Below are 17,126 nucleotides of genomic sequence, written 5' to 3' on the forward strand. Positions count from 1 at the left end.
GGATTACTGACGATGACAAAAGGTATACTCGGCCGTAAGGTCGGCATGACGCAAATATATTTAGAGGACGGTTCTGCCGTTCCTGTCACCGTTATCAAGGCTGGTCCTTGCAGTGTTTTGCAGGTCCGTACTGTTGATCGTGATGGTTACTCCGCCGTGCAGCTAGGCTTTGAGGATCTTCCTCGCCGGCTTGCCAGTCGAGCTCAGCGTGGCCATGTGGCTGCGATTGGTTCGAAGCGATCTTCTAGGAATTCTGGCGTTGAGGCTCCCGCGAAAGCTGGTTGTGAGCCCAAGCGTTTTATTCGCGAATTGCGTACCGAGTCGCCTGAAGTGGCGGTAGGTGCGGAGGTCAAGGTTGACGTTTTGGCGGGTGTCAAGGCGGTTGACGTGACTGGCATCACCAAGGGCTGCGGTTACAGCGGTGTCATGAAGCGGCATAATTTCGCTGGTCAGCGAGCAACGCACGGTGTCAAGAAGGTGCATCGTCATCCAGGGGGTACTCAAGCGGGTACGTATCCAGGGCGAACGATCAAAGGTCGCAAGATGGCCGGTCGTTATGGTGGTGATCAGATGACAGCTCGTAACCTAAAGGTGGTGCGAGTTGACGCCGAAAACAATTTGTTGCTGGTGCATGGTGCTGTGCCTGGTGCTGCTGGTGGGTTTGTGATTGTTCGCGAGACGAATAAGGTTGGTTAATCCAAAATGGTAACGCTTCCAATTTTTGATATGGCGGGAACGCAGGTTGGTGACGTGGATGTTGATCCTCGCCAAATTGCACCGAAGGTAACAAAGCAGTTGATGCACGACGCGGTGGTGATGTACTTGGCGAATCAACGCCAGGGTGGCAACAAGACCAAGACGCGTGGTGAGGTATCTGGCTCGACAAAGAAGATGTATCGACAGAAGGGCACCGGTAATGCGCGTGCTGGCTCAAAGCGTAGCCCTGTTCGTCGAGGTGGTGGTCATGCGAATGCACGGCAGCCGCGGTCGTATTATTATCGATTGCCTCGCAAGGCCGTTCAGGCCGCTACGCGAATGGCGATAGCATCGAAAATTGAGAGCGGTGCGGTGGTGTTGGTCGACAAGTTGTCGTTCGATGCTCCCAAGTGCAAAACAATGTTTGCTGCGATGCAGGCCCTTGGCGTTGCTGGAAGCACAGCGACCGTCGCGACTGCTTCGCTGGATCGAAATGTTTATTTGAGTGGCCGGAATATACCGGGCGTGACAGTTTCGCCGGTGTCCGATCTGAACGCGTTGAATGTCTTGCGTCCTCGCAAGTTGGTTTTGACTCGCGACGCTTTGGATGCGTTGTTGGCCAGATCGACCGCGAAGGCTGATGCGAAGGAGAATGGCTAGTCATGGCTGCGAAGGTACAGAGAAAGCCCTTGCCGGGCTACGAGTTGACGTTGCACCAAGTGGTGATTCGTCCGTTGGTGACCGAGAAGGGTGTGCATAAAGCATCTCGATTCAATCGATATGCTTTTGAGGTTCATCCTGCAGCGACCAAAGATCAGATCAAAGCGGCTATTGAAGAGTTGTTCAATGTGCGGGTGAAGGGTGTTGCAACCCAGAACCGGCTTGGCAAGTCTCGCCGTTACAAGATGAAGCAAGGCATGACGAAAGCTTGGAAGAAGGCGATTGTCAAACTGCATGAAGAAAGCAAATTGGAGTTCTTCTAAGCCTTACGGAATAAGTACAGCTAGTAGTTTAGTGCTGCTTTTGGGAATAAGACGATGGGTATTCGAGTTTACAAACCAACTTCACCAGGTCGCCGCAATGCGAGTGTCAGCGATTTTGCTGAATTAACTCCGGGCGCAAAGCCAGAGAAGTCGTTGATGAAGCGACTGAAGCGGCATGGTGGGCGGAACAACCAAGGTAAGATTACGGTTCGACACCGCGGCGGTGGTCACAAGCAATTGTACCGCATGATCGATTTCCATCGAACAAAAGATGGGATTGAGGCCAAAGTGGATTCCGTGCAGTACGATCCAAACCGATCGGCTCGGATTGCGTTGCTGGTGTACCAAGACGGTGAGAAGCGATATGTGATCGCACCGGACGGTATGAAGGCTGGGCAAGTAGTCCAAAACGGGGCGGATGTCGCTCCTGTGGCTGGTAACTGCATGCCTATGAAGAATATCCCACCGGGGACAGAAATTTGCTGTATCGAGATTCAGCCAGGGCGCGGTGCGATGCTGTGTCGATCGGCTGGGACATCGGCAGTGTTAATGGCTCGCGAAGGCACTTGGGCTCAGTTGCAATTGCCAAGCGGCGAAGTGCGACGCGTGCCTAATCGTTGCCGAGCGACGATTGGCAAGGTAAGCAATCCCGATCACGATGCAGTAGTTATTGGTAAAGCGGGACGTAATCGCTGGAAGGGTATCCGACCAACGGTTCGCGGTACTGCGATGAATCCGCATGACCATCCGCACGGTGGTGGTGAGGGTCGAACCAAGGGTGGTCGTCATCCTGTGAGTCCGACCGGCAAGCCAGCCAAGGGTGGTGCGACTCGTCGTCCACGCAAGCCATCGAATAGTTCGATCATTCGTCGCCGCAAGTCGGTACGCTATGGTCAGTTGATTTTGAAGTAATTTTCCGAAATGGCCTGTGGTCAACGCAGGCGGTAGTTGTTAATCGCGAGATACGAGTTCATACATGGGACGTTCAACCAAAAAAGGGCCGTTTGTTGATCCGAAGTTGTTTGCCAAGTTTAGCAAGATTGGCAATACCGCTCCGATCACCACGTGGGCTCGCCGTTGCACGATAGTGCCAGAGTTTGTTGGAGCTACTTTTATGGTGCACAACGGACGACAGCATGTGAAAGTGTTGGTTACGGAAGATATGGTTGGGCACAAGCTGGGTGAGTTTGCCCCGACGCGGACGTTCCGTGGTCATGGTGGCAAGGGCGGTAAGAAGTAGTTGTCCGACGTGAGTTGGGCTGCGGCTGATTGGTTGTTGATTGATTTTTGATTTACTGATGGGAATTTAGGGGCAAGGTAATCATGGCGTTCAAAGCGACGCATCGTTACGCTCGAATTAGTGCACGCAAGGTGCGGCCGTTGGCCAATCTGGTGCGTGGCAAGTTCGCAGATGAAGCGATCGAGATCCTGCGTTATCAACCACATCGTGGCGCACGCATGTTGGAAAAAGTGTTGCTGAGTGCAATTGGCAATGCTCAAGATCCGGATCAGAACAATGGACAGTCGTTCGCGGCTAGAGATCTGGTCGTGACCGAAGCGCATATCGATGGCGGACCGATGTTCAAGCGTTTTCAGCCACATGCACGTGGTCAGGCGTTTGGCATTTTGAAGCGTACGGCGCACATTACGGTCAGCTTGAATTTATTGGATGAAGGCGCATAGGTAAAAGTAACCATGGGACAAAAAGTAAATCCAATCAGTTTTCGCACCGGTATCGTCACTGGCTGGAAAAGCCGCTGGTATGCTGGGAAGAAGGATTTTGCGGAGCTTCTGATTGAAGACCATAAGATTCGCAACTTCATCAAGAATCACCCTACGAAACAAAATTATCGTCAGGCGGGAATCGATCGTATTGAGATCGAGCGAACTCGCGACGAAGTCCGAGTGATCTTGTTTGTGGCCAAGCCAGGCTTGATCATCGGCAAGAAGGGTACGGAAGTCGAAGTTCTGCAGGAAGAGTTGCAGAATTTGATTGGCCGACGCGTCAACTTGAAGATTGAAGAGCTGTCGCGGCCCGAAATTTATGCACAGTTGATTGCGGAAGACATTGCCAACCAGTTGGTCCGTCGCAGCAGTTTCCGTCGCACGATGAAGCGAGCGATTGAAACGACGATGGATGCTGGGGCTAAGGGCATCAAGATTCAAATGTCGGGACGTTTGGGTGGAGCAGAAATGGCTCGTTGCGAAAAAGGCAACGCAGGCGCTCTGCCGCTCAGCACGATTCAGGCGAAGATCGACTATGGTTTCGCTGAGGCTTCCACGCCTCAGGGGAACATTGGTATTCAGGTATGGGTTAATCAAGGTTCTTACGCGGGAGACGCTAACGATGGCGCTGATGCCCAAACGGGTCAAGCATCGAAAAAGCCAAAGAGGACGTATAAAAGGTAACGCAACCCGCGGTAACACGGTTGTCTTCGGTGAGTGGGGTCTGCAAAGCGAGCAAGCAGGCTGGATCAAAGCGACGACAATTGAAGCGGGACGCATTGCGGCTAACCAATACGTACGTGGCGAAGGTAAACTTTATATTCGAATTTTTCCTGATAAGCCGGTTTCATCGAAGCCGCTGGAAACTCGAATGGGTAAAGGTAAAGGCGAGCCAGATTACTGGGTGGCTGTGGTTCGGCCAGGAACGGTCTTGTACGAATTAGGTGGTGTCAGTGAGCAACAAGCGAAAGTTTGCTTTGCCCGTCTGGCAGCCAAAATGCCGATCAAGGTCCGTTTGGTTCGACGACGCCCTATGTAATCGCGGTGTGCTTGGTGCATGCTGTCAGTTCAGCATGATAAAGGTTTGAGAGAAGATGAATATTCGAGAATTGCGAGAGATGAGCGACGAGCAGTTGGAAGCAACTGCTAAAGAGGCCGCGGAAAATATTTTCCGAATGCGTATTCAAGCGCAGACGGAACGTAACGATGCGACCAATCAAGTTCGAAAGAACCGTCGACTGATCGCCAAGGTACGAACGCTGCAAAATGAGCGCACGAAGGTCTAGAGCCTCAAACGTTGCGATCATTGGTAGCAAGCCAATTGATAATTTTGATACCCGCCGAGACGGGCTTGTTGAAGTCGACAAGCTGCGTGCTGCGGGACGCGGAGTTCGCTCTGCTAGAGTTACTGTTAAGTTTTTGTTGAAGTAGACAACACTATGCCACGTCGAATTTTAGAAGGGATTGTGACCAGCGATCGCGCGAGCAAAACGCGTCGAGTGGAGATCCCTCGTTTGGTTCGTCACCGTCAGTATTCCAAGACGATCAGTCGCAAGACTGTTTGCCATGTACATGATGAGAACAACGAATCAGCGGTAGGTGATCGCGTTCGGATCGAAGAGTCCCGACCGCTTTCCAAGTTGAAGCGTTGGACACTGGTCGAAGTGCTTGAAAAGAGCAAGGCCGTGGACGTGGCAGCGTTGCGACTCGCACGAGCTCAGAAATATGACGCCAGTGACGTCACGATGGGCGAATTGAAAAACAGCGATCAACCCACACAAGAGTAAGGTCGGAGTAAAAGATTAGCCATGATCCAACAAGAATCAAGATTAGCGGTTGCTGACAATACGGGTGCACGAGAAGTAATGTGCATCAAGGTATTGGGTGGCACGCGACGCCGATACGCAAGTATTGGCGATACGATTATTTGCTCCGTCAAGAGCGTAATCCCAGGTAGTGAAATCAAGAAGAAGGCTGTCGTACGAGCGGTAATCGTGCGGACCAAGCAGCCTTGCCGTCGCGCCGATGGAAGCTACATCCGCTTCGATTCCAACGCAGTAGTGTTGATCGACAAGGACAGCAACCCGCGTGGCACGCGTATTTTCGGTGCAGTTGCTCGCGAATTGCGTGAGCGATCTTTCACCAAAATCGTCTCTCTAGCCAGCGAGGTGGTTTAAGCATGTTATTTCGAGTCAATGATACGGTCAGGGTCATCGCAGGTCGCGATCGAGGCCAGACTGGCAAGATTTTGAAGGTAGACCGCGAGAAGAATCGCGTGGTTGTCGAAGGTGTTGCGAAGACTTACAAGCACGTGAAGAAGTCGCAACGCAACCCGCAAGGGGGACGCCTGTCCCGCGAGTCAGCCATCGATGCATCCAATGTGATGTTCGTCGAAGAGGCGACTGGCACTCCGGTTCGTCTGGGTGTGCGTTACTTGGCTGATGGCAGCAAAGAGCGTTTTTCAAAGAAGAGCGGCAAGACGGTTGATACGATCGCTCCACCGCGATCGCGATACGCCAAAAGTTCATAAGTTTATTAACAATTAAGTGACATGTCGGTGGCGTGTTGAACGACACCGACCGCTGTTGTGTTTACAGGTTCTCCGATGGCACCTCGATTACAAGAACGTTACGAAAAAGAGATTCGCAGTGCACTGCAGGCGCAGTTGGGTATTGTAAACCCAATGGCGATCCCGCGCATTTCGAAGATTGTTGTCAACATGGGTGTTGGCGAAGCGATGCAGGATAAGAAGTACCTGGAAGTTGCAATCGATGCAATGGCGGAGATCACCGGTCAAAAACCTTTGACCACGATCGCTCGCAATTCGATTGCCGGCTTCAAGTTACGTGAAGGAGCTGCGATTGGTTGTAAAGTAACCCTTCGCGGGGCACGGATGTACGAGTTCCTTGACCGGTTGATTGCGGTGGTTTTGCCTCGAGTGCGTGACTTCCGTGGAATATCGCGGACGGCCTTCGATGGTCGTGGAAATTATTCACTAGGGTTGTCCGAGCAATTGGTTTTCCCCGAGTTGAATCCTGATAAGTACACTCGTCAGCAAGGCATGAATATCACAATCGTGACGACCGCCAAATCGAATGCTGATGCGTTTGCATTGTTAGAGATGGTAGGACTTCCATTCCGAGCCCCGCGTGTCAAAGCGGCCTCGTAGTGGCGGATGTTGGTAGACCATGTTTGGTCTGTTTAAATTGTTTATTTTGTTGTTACTCCTAACCTAATCGGATAATAGAAGTCGTGGCCAGCAAGAGTAAAATTGCGAAAGCGAATCGTCAGCCGAAGTTTTCGACACGACGGGAAAACCGTTGTAAATTGTGTGGTCGACCAAGAGCGGTTTATCGCAAGTTTGGCATTTGCCGAATCTGCTTCCGCAACTTGGCAGACAAAGGTCTGATTCCGGGTGTACGTAAGGCTAGCTGGTAACGTAGGAGCATTGAAAACCGATGATGACTGACCCTGTTGCGGACATGTTAACCCGCATTCGAAACGCAGTTCGAGTTGAACGCCCCTACGTTGATATGCCAGTTTCTCGCATTCGACGGGGTGTAGCAGAAGTGCTCAAGCGCGAAGGCTACATTTGGGATTACGCTGAAGTAGAAGCGACACCTGTCAAGCAACTTCGCATTGAATTGAAATACGGCCCTAACGGTGAGCGTATTATTCAGTCGGTACGCCGAGTGAGCAAACCGGGACGTCGGGTTTACACCAAGTGTGCAGACTTGCGACCCGTAATGAATGGACTAGGAATCTCCATCGTGAGTACCTCACGCGGAGTATTCAGCGATCGCGAAGCTCGACAACATAAGCTTGGCGGTGAAGTGTTGTGTGAGATCAGCTAGCCAAAAAGTCGTATTGTGCGATTGGCAGCTTGGTGGTCGAATTTCCAAGTTGGATAGACTTGCAACGTTTGTAGTAAGAAGTTTGGAATCATGTCCCGTATCGGAAAAAAACCAGTAGCGGTTCTGGATGGCGTTAAAGTAAGCGTCGCCAATCGCGTTATCAACGTGGAAGGGCCTTTAGGCACGCTGAGCTTTGAGCATCGGCCTGAGGTTCAAGTTGCAGTCGAGGAGGATGGCAAATCCGTGGTGGTGAGCCGCGAATCCGACTTGCGAACACCGCGTGAATTGCATGGATTGACCCGTGCGTTGATCAACAACATGATCGTCGGTGTCAAGAATGGTTACGAGAAGAAACTTGAAATCATCGGTGTCGGTTATTTGGCGGCCATCAAGGGTAAGGTTCTGCAGTTGCGAGTTGGTTTCGCCAACGAGCTGGAACGCGATATCCCTGAAGGTTTGCAAGTAACTTGTCCAGACCAAACACACGTGGTGATCAAAGGTGTTGACAAGCAATTGGTCGGCCAGTTTGCAGCCGAAATTCGATCGTTGCGTAAGCCAGAGCCATACAAGGGCAAGGGCGTTCGCTATCAGGGCGAAGTTGTCAAGTTGAAGGCTGGTAAGAGCGCGACCTAGTCGGGCTAGTTTCCTTATTTTTTATTGTAGTATTCGACGGTTGAAATCATGGATTATCGCAAGACGCTAGGTGCACAACGGCAGCGCCGCAAGTTTCGCGTCCGTAACAAAATTTGCGGCAGCGCAGAACGTCCCCGCATGGCTGTATATCGTTCACTGGCGAATTTGACAGTGCAAATCATCGATGACGCACAGGGCAAAACATTGGTCTCCGCGAGCACGCGAGAAAAGGCATTGCGTGACCAGTTGGGATACGGTGGCAATTGCAAGGCCGCTGAGCAACTGGGCAAGATCGTCGCTGAGCGAGCTGTTGCAGCGGGAATCAAGGCTGTTGCGTTCGACCGAGGCTCAAGCCGCTATCACGGTCGTTTGGCAGCACTGGCAGAAGCCGCTCGGGCTAGTGGTTTAGACTTCTAATTTTGATTTAGCATAGGTATTCGGAATGAGTGCAGCAGTATCCACAGAAAATAACCAAGGCGACTTGATCGACCGCGTGCTGAAGATCAAGCGATGCGCGGCAGTCGTTAAAGGCGGTCGTCGGTTCAGCTTCGCTGCACTGGTGGTCGTCGGTGATGGTAAAGGGCGCGTTGGACATGGCTACGGCAAGGCCAACGAAGTTCCCCCCAGCGTTGCGAAGGCTCAAAAGCAAGCGTCACGCGAAATGATTTCGATTCCAATCGTCAATGGCACGATCCCACACGCAGTCAAGGGACGCTACGGCGCTGCCTTGGTTCTGTTGCTACCGGCCAGCCCTGGTACTGGGATCATTGCCGGTCCAGCAGTGCGATCGGTTTGTGAAGCTGCCGGTATCCACGATATTTTGACTAAGAGCTTCCGCTCCAACAATCCAACCATCCTGGTCAAGGCGACTTTCGATGCCTTGCAAAAACTGAGAACTCGCGAAGATATCGCTCGATTACGAGGAGTTAGCTTGTAATGAATGAACACGAAGTACACGACGGCATTTTAGCCAATAAGAAACGCAAGCGAATTGGACGTGGGGTCGGTTCCGGAATCGGTAAGACTTCCGGTCGCGGACGCGATGGTCACAAGTCTCGTAGCGGTTACTCACGCCATCCAATTTTCAATGGCGGCGATTTGCCGATGGTTCGCCGGATTCCAAAACGTGGTTTTCACAACCGATTTGCGTCGACTGTGTTCGCCATTAATGTTGGCGAATTGAACGACGCGTTCGACGGTACCCAAGAGATCAATGCCAAACTGATCCGCAGCAGCGGGTTGGTGAAGGTAGTAAGCGACGAGATCAAGATTCTCGGCGAAGGGGAAGTTACCAAGCCGCTGAATGTGGTCGTCACTCAGATTTCCGAATCTGCCAAGCAGAAGATCGAGCAAGCAGGTGGCACGGTGAAAGTCGTCGCTGCCAGGAAGAGCATTCGTCAGCGAATGTTGGCGAAGAAAGCTAAGCAACAGCAAGCGTAGTGTTCCGCAGTGCCAAAGTGCTGCAGAAAACTCCACCCGTCTACGCCATTCTCTAAGGATGGCAATTGACAGCTAGCGAGTCGGCAGCTTAGCTTAACGGCTCTTGGTTGCTGCAACGCTCGCCATTAGGATTTTTGTAGTCTTCGGATAGGCACTTGCCCATGTTAGAAAAATTGCGGGTCGTTTTCACGATTCCAGAACTTCGTAAGAAGATCTTCTTGACGCTTGCACTGCTAGCGGTGTATCGCGTTGGTTACCAAATTCGGTTGCCAATCCTTAGCCCGACCATGGCCGATAACGGCAGTGATTTGGCTTCGTTTCTCGATCGCGTCGCCGTTTTCGCCGCGGTAGATCTGCGAACCTTGACCATTTTCGGTCTCGGGATTATGCCATACATCTCCGCGAGCATTATTTTCCAGTTGTTAGGCACCGTTTGGAAGCCGATTGAACAACTGAGGAAAGAAGGCCCTGCGGGCATGAAGAAGATCAACAATTACACTCGCTACCTGACGGTGGTGATTTGCCTAGTGCAAAGCTGGGTTTACTTGGGCATTATGACCCAAACCGGTGGTGGTGCACGCGTATCGGAACAATTCTTTTCCGGCAGCAGCCTGTCCTTGGGCTGGCAGATCACCAGTGTCGCCATCATGACGTGCGGAACGATGTTCCTGATGTGGTTGGGCGAACAGATAGACGAATACGGGATCGGCAACGGAATAAGTCTGCTGATCATGGCAGGGATTTTGGCTCAAATGCCGAAAGCGCTTTGGGATCTCCGCAGCAACATGTCATTCAACCTGAGCGGGATGAGCAGCGGCCAAATTGGCCCCGACGTTTTGATCGTTCTTGGAATCTTGTTTGTGGTAGTGGTCTTTGCCGTGGTCTTTATCACAATGGCCCAGCGGCGGATTCCTACGCAGTCGGCTAAGCATGTGCGTGGTCGCCGCGTGTATGGTGGCACAAAGCAGTACTTGCCACTCCGCATCAACCAGGCAGGGGTGATGCCGATCATTTTCGCGAGCAGCTTGCTGCTGATTCCAAGTGCACTGTTAGGCTTCTTGGCCAACAGCATGTATAGTGATACCGGATTTTTGGCTACATTGTCCGGCTTCTTCCGCGCTGGTGCCAACTCGCTTCAGAACCAATCCAGTTTAGCGTACAACGTATTGTTCGTTGCTTTGATTTTCTTCTTCTGCTTCTTCTGGACCAGCATTACGTTCAATCCAAAGGAAATCACCGAGAACTTGAAAGACCACGGAACGTTTATTCCGGGGTACCGACCGGGTAAGAGAACGGCCGATTATTTGGAAAAAGTAATGGTTCGCATTACCTATGTCGGCGCGTCGTTCCTCGCGCTGGTTGCGATTGTTCCGACGTTGATTACGGGACAGTTTAATGTCACGTACAACGTTGCGGCTTTCTATGGTGGAACTGGTTTGCTGATCGCAGTCAGCGTCGCATTTGATCTGATCCAAAAGATCGATTCGCACCTGTTGATGCGTAACTACCGTGGTCTGCTGGAATCCTGATCGCTTGCGATAGAAGGGCCGCCTTGGGATGCGGATCATATTCATCGGGCCTCCTGGGGCTGGCAAAGGCACGCAATGCAAGCGACTGATTGAAAAGTTTGGCATTCCGCATTTGTCGACGGGCGAGATGCTGCGAGAAGTCCGCCAGCAGGATACCGCTTTAGCGCGGTGGATCGCTTCTTATATTGACGCAGGGCGGTTAGCTCCCGACCATTTGGTAATGAGAATCGTCGCCAATCGGATCAAGCGAGACGACTGTGCGAAAGGAGCATTGTTTGACGGAATGCCAAGGACTCTGATTCAGGCCCAGATGCTGGATGATTTGTTGGCCGAGCAGAACTGGAAAATCGATGTAGCCGTCGAACTTGCGGTTGATGAAACCGAATTGATCAATCGTTTGCTCAAGCGGGCGGAGATTGAAGGCCGGCATGATGATACGTACGACACGATACGTGAACGTTTGCATGTCTTTTACACGCAAACCGCTCCCTTGACCGACTTTTACGCTCGGCAAGGAAAACTGGTCAAAATTAATGGGATGAATGATCCTGACACAGTTTTTAATGACATTCTGGCTGGAGTTCAGCCTTTTCAGGGCTAGCGAACACCTAAGTCCTTTTCATTAGGCGAGTTGCGTCTTTGCCTCTAGCCAAAAAATGAATGCAATTGCCGTTCCTCTGGACGATTAATCTATATTAAGGTGTGAGAAGTCCACGGATAAAGGAACTTCTGCGGCCCCCCTGCGTCCAAGTTTGCGTGAGGGCAGCCCAAGATTGGCAGTTCCCTTTCGTAGGTCCCCCCCGTCTCCTGTTCGCGTTTCCTTTTTTCTGCTTGTTGTGTTTCCATGAGTTCGCCCCCTACTGATATCGAAGAGCTGCTCACCGGCTTGCTGGACGGTCAGTTAAGCGATGCCGAGCGGGCGGACATCGAGAGGCGTTTGGCTGACGATAGCGAATTGCGTGACAGGTTCTCTGTGTTACGAGCCAATAGGGACTGGCTAATGGGAGCTCCCTCGGTGCCGTCACCGCGATTTCATACATCCATTGTTGCCCAAGCGCGAGCTCGCGGGGAATCCGAGGGTGAACTGCCTGTCTGGTTGGCGGTAGCCAAATCGCAGCGAACCGCATTGCCCAAGGCAACCGAGCGGCCGTCTCGCATGACTATTTTTGCAGTGGCTGCAAGCCTGCTGTGTTTGTTGGCCGGCGGTTTGGTTTACTGGCAAGCCACTCGGTCAGGTCAGCAAGGCTCGATGCAATTGGCGAGCGATCAGACTAGCGACCAACCATTGCCGAAAAGTGTTGACTCTAATGCCGCCGACCAGCTTCGTCAGCCACAGAGTAGTGTCGCGGTACAAGAGCCTGTCCCTCAGCAACGGCAAACAGTGCCTGCGCGAGAGCCAGAGCCATCCGTTTTGCCTGACCCATTGGATTGGCCGCTTGTTCCGAAGGCTCAGGATGCTGTAGTGTCCAATTCGCCAGAAGTCGACCGCCCTGATGTGCCAATGGAGGACGCTTGGGCTGGCACAGGCGAACTGATGTTGATTGTTGATATCACGACGTCATCCCAGACAGACTCGCTTGATATTCTGAATGAGATCTTGGTGCGGTACGACATTGCCACGGGCGAAGATTTGAATGTCGATACGTCGGTGGTAGCTGCTCTTGAAAAAAGCCGCTTAGTCGAAAGCACTGTCAGCGAGTTGCGTAGACAAGTCCCCGTCGATTCGACTTCGTTTGTCTTTGTGAAGGCTCGAGCGACCCGCATTGATGCTGCGATCTTCGACATCATCCGAGACGTGGAAGCGTTTCCCGAGTTTTCGTTTGATGTAGCCTTTGATGCGCCTGCCATTGACCTGTTTGATGAGTTGCGTTTGATTCAAGAGGCGGAATTGAGTCAGGACCAGCGTCAAGAGATTGCATCCAGCGTCGCAAGTCCGCTGCGGGCGAGCCAGTTCGGCAGATCCTTTGCAGGGGCAACACGTCGCCAACCGTCGATGCCGCCATCGGCGAGGGCGGAAGCAGCAGGCTCTGGACTAGGGATGTTAACCGGCGAAGCCTCTAATCCAGTATCATACGTTTTGTTTGTAGTACGCACGCCTAAATAGCTTGCCTCAATCAACGTATTGTCAGTTGGATTAATTCAGAATGCTTCCATTGCCCAAACCCTTACGCATCTTTCGTGAATGGATGCGTGACCCGAAAAACCCAGCCAAGCGTCTAGAGACGCTAACCAAGCTGGGTGAAATTTTGGTACCCGGCTATCGATTTGCTTGGCCACATTCGGATTGGTGGCAGAGCCCTAAGTTCAATGCATACTTGCAAAAGTACTCTGAGGATACAGGATATAACACCCAGCGACGTTGGATGATGGCGCAGTTGCTAAGGATGATTTGTCACGTGCAAGGGGACACAGCCGAATGTGGAGTCTATCGGGGGGCCGGTTCGCAGTTAATCTTGGAGGCCAATGCGCAAGTAGCACATCCTCGTATGCATCATTTGTTCGATTCCTTTGAGGGCATCTCGGAGCCCAATGCTGCGGATGGTACGTATTGGGAGAAGGGCGACTTAACGGCAGCTCAAGAAATTGCCGAAGCCAATCTCGCCGCATTTGCCGCTAAACGTTGCTACCCCGGATGGATACCGGAGCGATTTCCTGAAGTCGCCCATTGCAGGTTCTGCTTTGTGCACGTGGACGTCGATCTTTACCAACCGACAAAAGACTGCATCGAGTTTTTTTACCAGCGCCTGGAAATTGGCGGGATCTTCTTATGCGATGATTATGGGATGCAGTTTTGTCCCGGAGCGACACAAGCGTGCGATGAATACTTGGCTGACAAACCGGAAAAGATGTTAGCCATGCCCGACGGCAGCGGCTACTTCATCAAAGGTCAGCCGATTGGCCCCGAGTTGTATCCGTCACAATAACTTGCGGTGGCTTTGGCGCGACTTGCAGCCTGATTCCATTCCCCTCTAGTGGTCTGGGACAACTAAAAATTAGGGTTTGTCCGTAGTGGGATTCGCCAGAATTCCCCGAGTGAGAGGAATTCTGGCGAATCCCACTACCCTAAAATTAAGATGGAACAGACCACTAGCGAGTCTCGGTCTGGGCCTCAGGCGTAATTTGGCATATTTCATCCCCTTCTTTCAATGTCTTGCCACCGTAAAGTTCAGCCAATCGAGTGATGACACCGTCGATCGGCGCGCGGATCTCAAGGCGTGTCAATTCATTCAGCTTGTTCTGAATTTCAGCGCCCTCTTCTCTTAAGTTGCGTAATTCCTGTTGAGCCATCGTCAATGCGGACCGGACTCGGACCACATCGGCTTCGGCTTTCTTCCAAGCCACCACAGCGGCATCCAAGTCAGCCTGCGATTTAAGTACTCTTGCTTTTTGCTCATCTAGTCTTAAGACTCGCTCTTCTTCGGCCGTTCGGACGGACGCTTTAGCCATCTCGATATTGAGCTCTAGCTGGGCGACCTTTTGCTCCGACTCACGGAGTTCATTAGTGGAGAGTCGCCCCGTTGCGTGGAGTTCTTTCTTTCCCTTGAGTTCGGCTAGTACTGGCTTCAATTGAGCTTCGACAGCGGCCAGCATTTTTTGCTTGTCTTGCAGATTGTTCTCGGCGGAGAGCATGACTTGCCGCTCGGCGTCTACGACCTGCTGCTTGGCTGCTTCCAGAGTCTTAACTTGCGACTCGACGGCTGCAGCAATCTGCATCGCCGCCTCGAGATCATTTTCCGCGGCTACAATTTTCTCAAACGTCGCTTGCGATTGCCGCTCCAATGCGGCCAATTGCGATTGGCCTTGCGCTGCGGAGTCTGCCTTCGCCTCCTCGATGACTGCGATCGGATCCCCTTTCTTAACCTGAGCATTCAGTTTGATTCCGTCGGCCACTTTGTGTAAGACCCCTTTGGTTGGCGAGGTAATGCTCAATGAACGCACCGGAGCAAGCGGCTTATCGACGGCTTCGGACGCAGGCTGCCAAGCGAACTCGCGCAAGCGGGGAACGCCGGGCTCAACCTGCGAATCCGGATCCACCGACACAGCACCTCGCAGCAACCCGTTCTCGCCGACTCGCAATGTAATCTGCCCAGCTTCGGCTTCGCCCACTTTCCAGCGACCGTTATAACGCCGTTGCAACCGCGACCACTCCAGTCGCACTGCCCCTCGACGACCGGCAGCATCAACGAAAGACCCCGTGTACCAGTCGTTCGCCTCTTCGACCGATGTCAGGGTGACTTGCGGCCAGTCCTCTCCGGTCCAATTGCCGGCGATGTCCGCCGGTTGGGTCAACTGCATGGCTAGAATGCCCAGTAGACCAGACATTAAGATCGTGCCTGTCATTATCAACCCTCGTTTCGAAAAAAGTGTTTGTGGCAAACGCTGTTGTTGAGCTTGTTGAAGTTGCTGTTCATCTCGGTTGAGTTCAAGGGCCGGCGGCGGGCTGGTGTCGTCAACCGACGGCTGACAGCGCAGCGATTGAGGCAATTCGACTTGAAGCGGTTGCTGCAGGTGTGCCAAACAACCGTCCAGTAGCTCGACCAATTCCCCTGCGCTTTCAAAACGATCGGCAGGATGCTTGGCCAGCAGGCGAGCGATGATGAGGCACAGCCACTGCGGAATCTCTGAGTTGATTTCGCGAATCGGGCGCGGGTCGGAGTCGGTGATGCGGCGGAGGATGCCATAAGCGGCTTCGGAGCGAAATGGCGGGCGGCCGGTGCAGGCCGTGTACAGCACGCTCCCCAAGCTGAATAGATCGCTGCGATGATCGACCGTCTCGCCCCGCGCCTGCTCAGGCGACATGTACTGCGGAGTCCCCGCGATGACTCCAGTCTGGGTCATCGACGCATCATCCATGGCTCGCGCCACCCCAAAGTCGGTGATCCACAGCCGCTCGATCCCATCGCTCAGCAAAATGTTCGCCGGTTTGATGTCGCGATGCACGAGCCCCTGTTCGTGAGCTGCCGCCAAGCCGGCCGCTATCTGTCGTCCGATCCGCACCACCTCGACCACCCCTAGCGGCCCACCTTCGTCGATCCGCTTTTGCAGCGAGGGTCCCCGGGCATAAGGCATGACCAAGTAGGGCAAGCCTGCCGCTTCGGAAACAGCATAGATATCGATCACATTGTCGTGAGTGATCGCGGCTGCCGCTCTGGCCTCGCGTTGAAACCGCGTCCGAGCCGAGCCCGAGTGAGCCAGATGCGGAGCCATGATTTTGATCGCCACCACGCGTCGCAACGATTTATCAAAACCCTTCAACACCGCCCCCATGCCCCCCACACCGATCACGCCACTGATTTCATAGTCGCCGACGCGACCGAGCATTTCGGGATCGTCGGTGGGGGTGAGCGAATCCAGGACACTGGTGACGTACCGCTCACGCTTGGCGCTACTTGCCTCAGCGGTTGCCTCTTCGCCTGACGCGCGGCCATCGCTCTCGAGCCAGCGGGCACTTCCAATGCCGGTATCGACTCCCAGCAACGCGACTGCGGCACGCCAGACCTCCGGTTCAGCCGAACGCTTTTGCAACTCACTGCGGCAGCGTTCGCAGTCGCACAGATGCCGCTCGAACTCGCTGGCCAACACTTCGCTGAGTCGTTCGTCGAGATAATCATCGATCCTCTGGGGATTACAGATTGGCTCAGTCGGCTTCATCACACGTTTCCTCCTGGGAATCAGACTCTTCCAGTCTCCTGACGATGTTTCGAATGCGCCGCATCACGCGACTGCGAGCCGCGTAGACGCTGCCGGTCGAGAGCTCCAGTAGCGTCGCTGTTCGCTCAACGGATGCTTGCTGCAAAGCGGTCATCTCAAAGGCCAGCCACGTCGCCTCCTGCAGCTCGCCACGCACTTGCTGGGCAGCCCGCTGAAACAACTCCCGTCGATACTCAAAGTTGATCAAGGCATCCGTCTCTGGATCTGCCGCCGGGACCCCCGACAGGACATCCAACACGTCGGTGCCACCTCCCGCACGATCGCGAGGTTGCCGCGACAGTGCCTTGAGAATCGCATGGCGAGTGACTCGACTCAGCCAATTGCGAAACCGCGAACCGTCGCGTTGCTTCTCAAAGCGTTCGATGGCCGACGCTACCGAAATCAAAACCTGCTGAACCAAGTCGAGCGCATCGGCATGTTGCAGCCCTTTCGCCCGAGCGATACGAAAAATCACCGGACGATAAAGTTGTTCAAACTGTTCCCAAGCAGCCCGATTCGACGGATCTCGAACCTGGACAATCAGGCTTTCGCTGGTTTCGGGGAAATCTGGCAAG

Annotated in this window: 25 protein-coding genes; 23 read left to right on the top strand and 2 right to left on the bottom strand. The window is 53.1% G+C overall.

The window, feature by feature from the left end:
• The first annotated feature begins 45 nt into the window (after window positions 1-45).
• From rplC to SH302x_RS22980, 23 genes are all read left to right on the top strand, one after another.
• Complete coding sequence (rplC, locus tag SH302x_RS22870; protein ID WP_479369306.1) at window positions 46-696, top strand: 50S ribosomal protein L3; 651 nt, start codon at window positions 46-48, stop codon at window positions 694-696.
• Between the two features lie 6 nt (window positions 697-702).
• Complete coding sequence (rplD, locus tag SH302x_RS22875; RefSeq protein ID WP_479365114.1) at window positions 703-1,356, top strand: 50S ribosomal protein L4; 654 nt, start codon at window positions 703-705, stop codon at window positions 1,354-1,356.
• A 2-nt stretch (window positions 1,357-1,358) separates the two neighbouring features.
• Entirely contained in the window at window positions 1,359-1,679 is a 321-nt protein-coding gene (rplW, locus tag SH302x_RS22880; protein WP_479365115.1) for a 50S ribosomal protein L23, read from the top strand.
• A 54-nt stretch (window positions 1,680-1,733) separates the two neighbouring features.
• Window positions 1,734-2,591 carry a 50S ribosomal protein L2 gene (gene rplB / locus SH302x_RS22885; RefSeq protein WP_479365116.1) on the top strand — a complete coding sequence of 286 codons (858 nt, stop codon included), beginning with the start codon at window positions 1,734-1,736 and terminating at the stop codon, window positions 2,589-2,591.
• 64 nt (window positions 2,592-2,655) lie between these two features.
• The gene (rpsS, locus tag SH302x_RS22890) at window positions 2,656-2,919 is read left to right on the top strand and encodes a 30S ribosomal protein S19 (protein ID WP_479365117.1); all 264 of its coding nucleotides are present in this window, start codon (window positions 2,656-2,658) and stop codon (window positions 2,917-2,919) included.
• An 83-nt stretch (window positions 2,920-3,002) separates the two neighbouring features.
• Window positions 3,003-3,362, top strand: coding sequence for a 50S ribosomal protein L22 (rplV, locus tag SH302x_RS22895; protein WP_479365119.1), 360 nt, complete (start codon window positions 3,003-3,005; stop codon window positions 3,360-3,362).
• Between the two features lie 12 nt (window positions 3,363-3,374).
• Window positions 3,375-4,088 carry a 30S ribosomal protein S3 gene (gene rpsC / locus SH302x_RS22900; protein ID WP_479365120.1) on the top strand — a complete coding sequence of 238 codons (714 nt, stop codon included), beginning with the start codon at window positions 3,375-3,377 and terminating at the stop codon, window positions 4,086-4,088.
• Window positions 4,036-4,443 carry a 50S ribosomal protein L16 gene (gene rplP / locus SH302x_RS22905; protein WP_479365122.1) on the top strand — a complete coding sequence of 136 codons (408 nt, stop codon included), beginning with the start codon at window positions 4,036-4,038 and terminating at the stop codon, window positions 4,441-4,443. Before rpsC ends, rplP begins: the two co-directional genes overlap by 53 nt.
• A gap of 55 nt (window positions 4,444-4,498) precedes the next feature.
• On the top strand, window positions 4,499-4,690 hold the full coding sequence (gene rpmC / locus SH302x_RS22910; RefSeq protein ID WP_479365124.1) for a 50S ribosomal protein L29: 192 nt from the start codon (window positions 4,499-4,501) through the stop codon (window positions 4,688-4,690).
• A 153-nt stretch (window positions 4,691-4,843) separates the two neighbouring features.
• Window positions 4,844-5,191, top strand: coding sequence for a 30S ribosomal protein S17 (rpsQ, locus tag SH302x_RS22915; RefSeq protein WP_479365125.1), 348 nt, complete (start codon window positions 4,844-4,846; stop codon window positions 5,189-5,191).
• Window positions 5,192-5,212: 21 nt separating this feature from the next.
• Window positions 5,213-5,581: a 50S ribosomal protein L14 gene (gene rplN, locus SH302x_RS22920; RefSeq protein WP_479365127.1), complete on the top strand. Its 369-nt coding sequence runs from the start codon at window positions 5,213-5,215 to the stop codon at window positions 5,579-5,581.
• A gap of 2 nt (window positions 5,582-5,583) precedes the next feature.
• Entirely contained in the window at window positions 5,584-5,934 is a 351-nt protein-coding gene (gene rplX, locus SH302x_RS22925) for a 50S ribosomal protein L24 (protein WP_479365128.1), read from the top strand.
• Between the two features lie 75 nt (window positions 5,935-6,009).
• On the top strand, window positions 6,010-6,573 hold the full coding sequence (gene rplE, locus SH302x_RS22930; protein ID WP_479365130.1) for a 50S ribosomal protein L5: 564 nt from the start codon (window positions 6,010-6,012) through the stop codon (window positions 6,571-6,573).
• An 83-nt stretch (window positions 6,574-6,656) separates the two neighbouring features.
• A complete protein-coding gene (locus tag SH302x_RS22935; protein ID WP_479365132.1) occupies window positions 6,657-6,842 on the top strand; it encodes a type Z 30S ribosomal protein S14 in 186 nt (61 codons plus the stop codon).
• Between the two features lie 20 nt (window positions 6,843-6,862).
• On the top strand, window positions 6,863-7,258 hold the full coding sequence (rpsH, locus tag SH302x_RS22940; protein ID WP_479365134.1) for a 30S ribosomal protein S8: 396 nt from the start codon (window positions 6,863-6,865) through the stop codon (window positions 7,256-7,258).
• 90 nt (window positions 7,259-7,348) lie between these two features.
• On the top strand, window positions 7,349-7,891 hold the full coding sequence (gene rplF / locus SH302x_RS22945) for a 50S ribosomal protein L6 (protein ID WP_479365136.1): 543 nt from the start codon (window positions 7,349-7,351) through the stop codon (window positions 7,889-7,891).
• Window positions 7,892-7,939: 48 nt separating this feature from the next.
• Window positions 7,940-8,308, top strand: a complete 369-nt coding sequence (rplR, locus tag SH302x_RS22950; RefSeq protein ID WP_479365137.1) for a 50S ribosomal protein L18 — start codon at window positions 7,940-7,942, stop codon at window positions 8,306-8,308.
• 25 nt (window positions 8,309-8,333) lie between these two features.
• Window positions 8,334-8,828 (top strand): 30S ribosomal protein S5, encoded by a 495-nt coding sequence (gene rpsE, locus SH302x_RS22955; protein ID WP_479365139.1) that lies wholly within the window; start codon window positions 8,334-8,336, stop codon window positions 8,826-8,828.
• On the top strand, window positions 8,828-9,331 hold the full coding sequence (rplO, locus tag SH302x_RS22960; protein WP_479365141.1) for a 50S ribosomal protein L15: 504 nt from the start codon (window positions 8,828-8,830) through the stop codon (window positions 9,329-9,331). Before rpsE ends, rplO begins: the two co-directional genes overlap by 1 nt.
• 161 nt (window positions 9,332-9,492) lie before the next feature.
• Entirely contained in the window at window positions 9,493-10,860 is a 1,368-nt protein-coding gene (secY, locus tag SH302x_RS22965; protein WP_479365142.1) for a preprotein translocase subunit SecY, read from the top strand.
• A gap of 28 nt (window positions 10,861-10,888) precedes the next feature.
• Window positions 10,889-11,461 (top strand): adenylate kinase, encoded by a 573-nt coding sequence (locus SH302x_RS22970; protein ID WP_479365144.1) that lies wholly within the window; start codon window positions 10,889-10,891, stop codon window positions 11,459-11,461.
• Window positions 11,462-11,704: 243 nt separating this feature from the next.
• On the top strand, window positions 11,705-12,964 hold the full coding sequence (locus tag SH302x_RS22975) for an anti-sigma factor family protein (RefSeq protein WP_479365146.1): 1,260 nt from the start codon (window positions 11,705-11,707) through the stop codon (window positions 12,962-12,964).
• 40 nt (window positions 12,965-13,004) lie between these two features.
• Window positions 13,005-13,784, top strand: a complete 780-nt coding sequence (locus tag SH302x_RS22980; protein ID WP_479365148.1) for a TylF/MycF/NovP-related O-methyltransferase — start codon at window positions 13,005-13,007, stop codon at window positions 13,782-13,784.
• A 163-nt stretch (window positions 13,785-13,947) separates the two neighbouring features.
• Here SH302x_RS22980 and SH302x_RS22985 read toward each other — a convergent pair whose 3' ends face one another.
• Window positions 13,948-16,512 (bottom strand): protein kinase domain-containing protein, encoded by a 2,565-nt coding sequence (locus SH302x_RS22985; protein ID WP_479369307.1) that lies wholly within the window; start codon window positions 16,510-16,512, stop codon window positions 13,948-13,950.
• Window positions 16,499-17,125 (bottom strand): RNA polymerase sigma factor, encoded by a 627-nt coding sequence (locus SH302x_RS22990; RefSeq protein ID WP_479365150.1) that lies wholly within the window; start codon window positions 17,123-17,125, stop codon window positions 16,499-16,501. Before SH302x_RS22990 ends, SH302x_RS22985 begins: the two co-directional genes overlap by 14 nt.
• Window position 17,126: the final 1 nt, after the last annotated feature.

Source organism: Njordella calcicola (assembly GCF_056494125.1).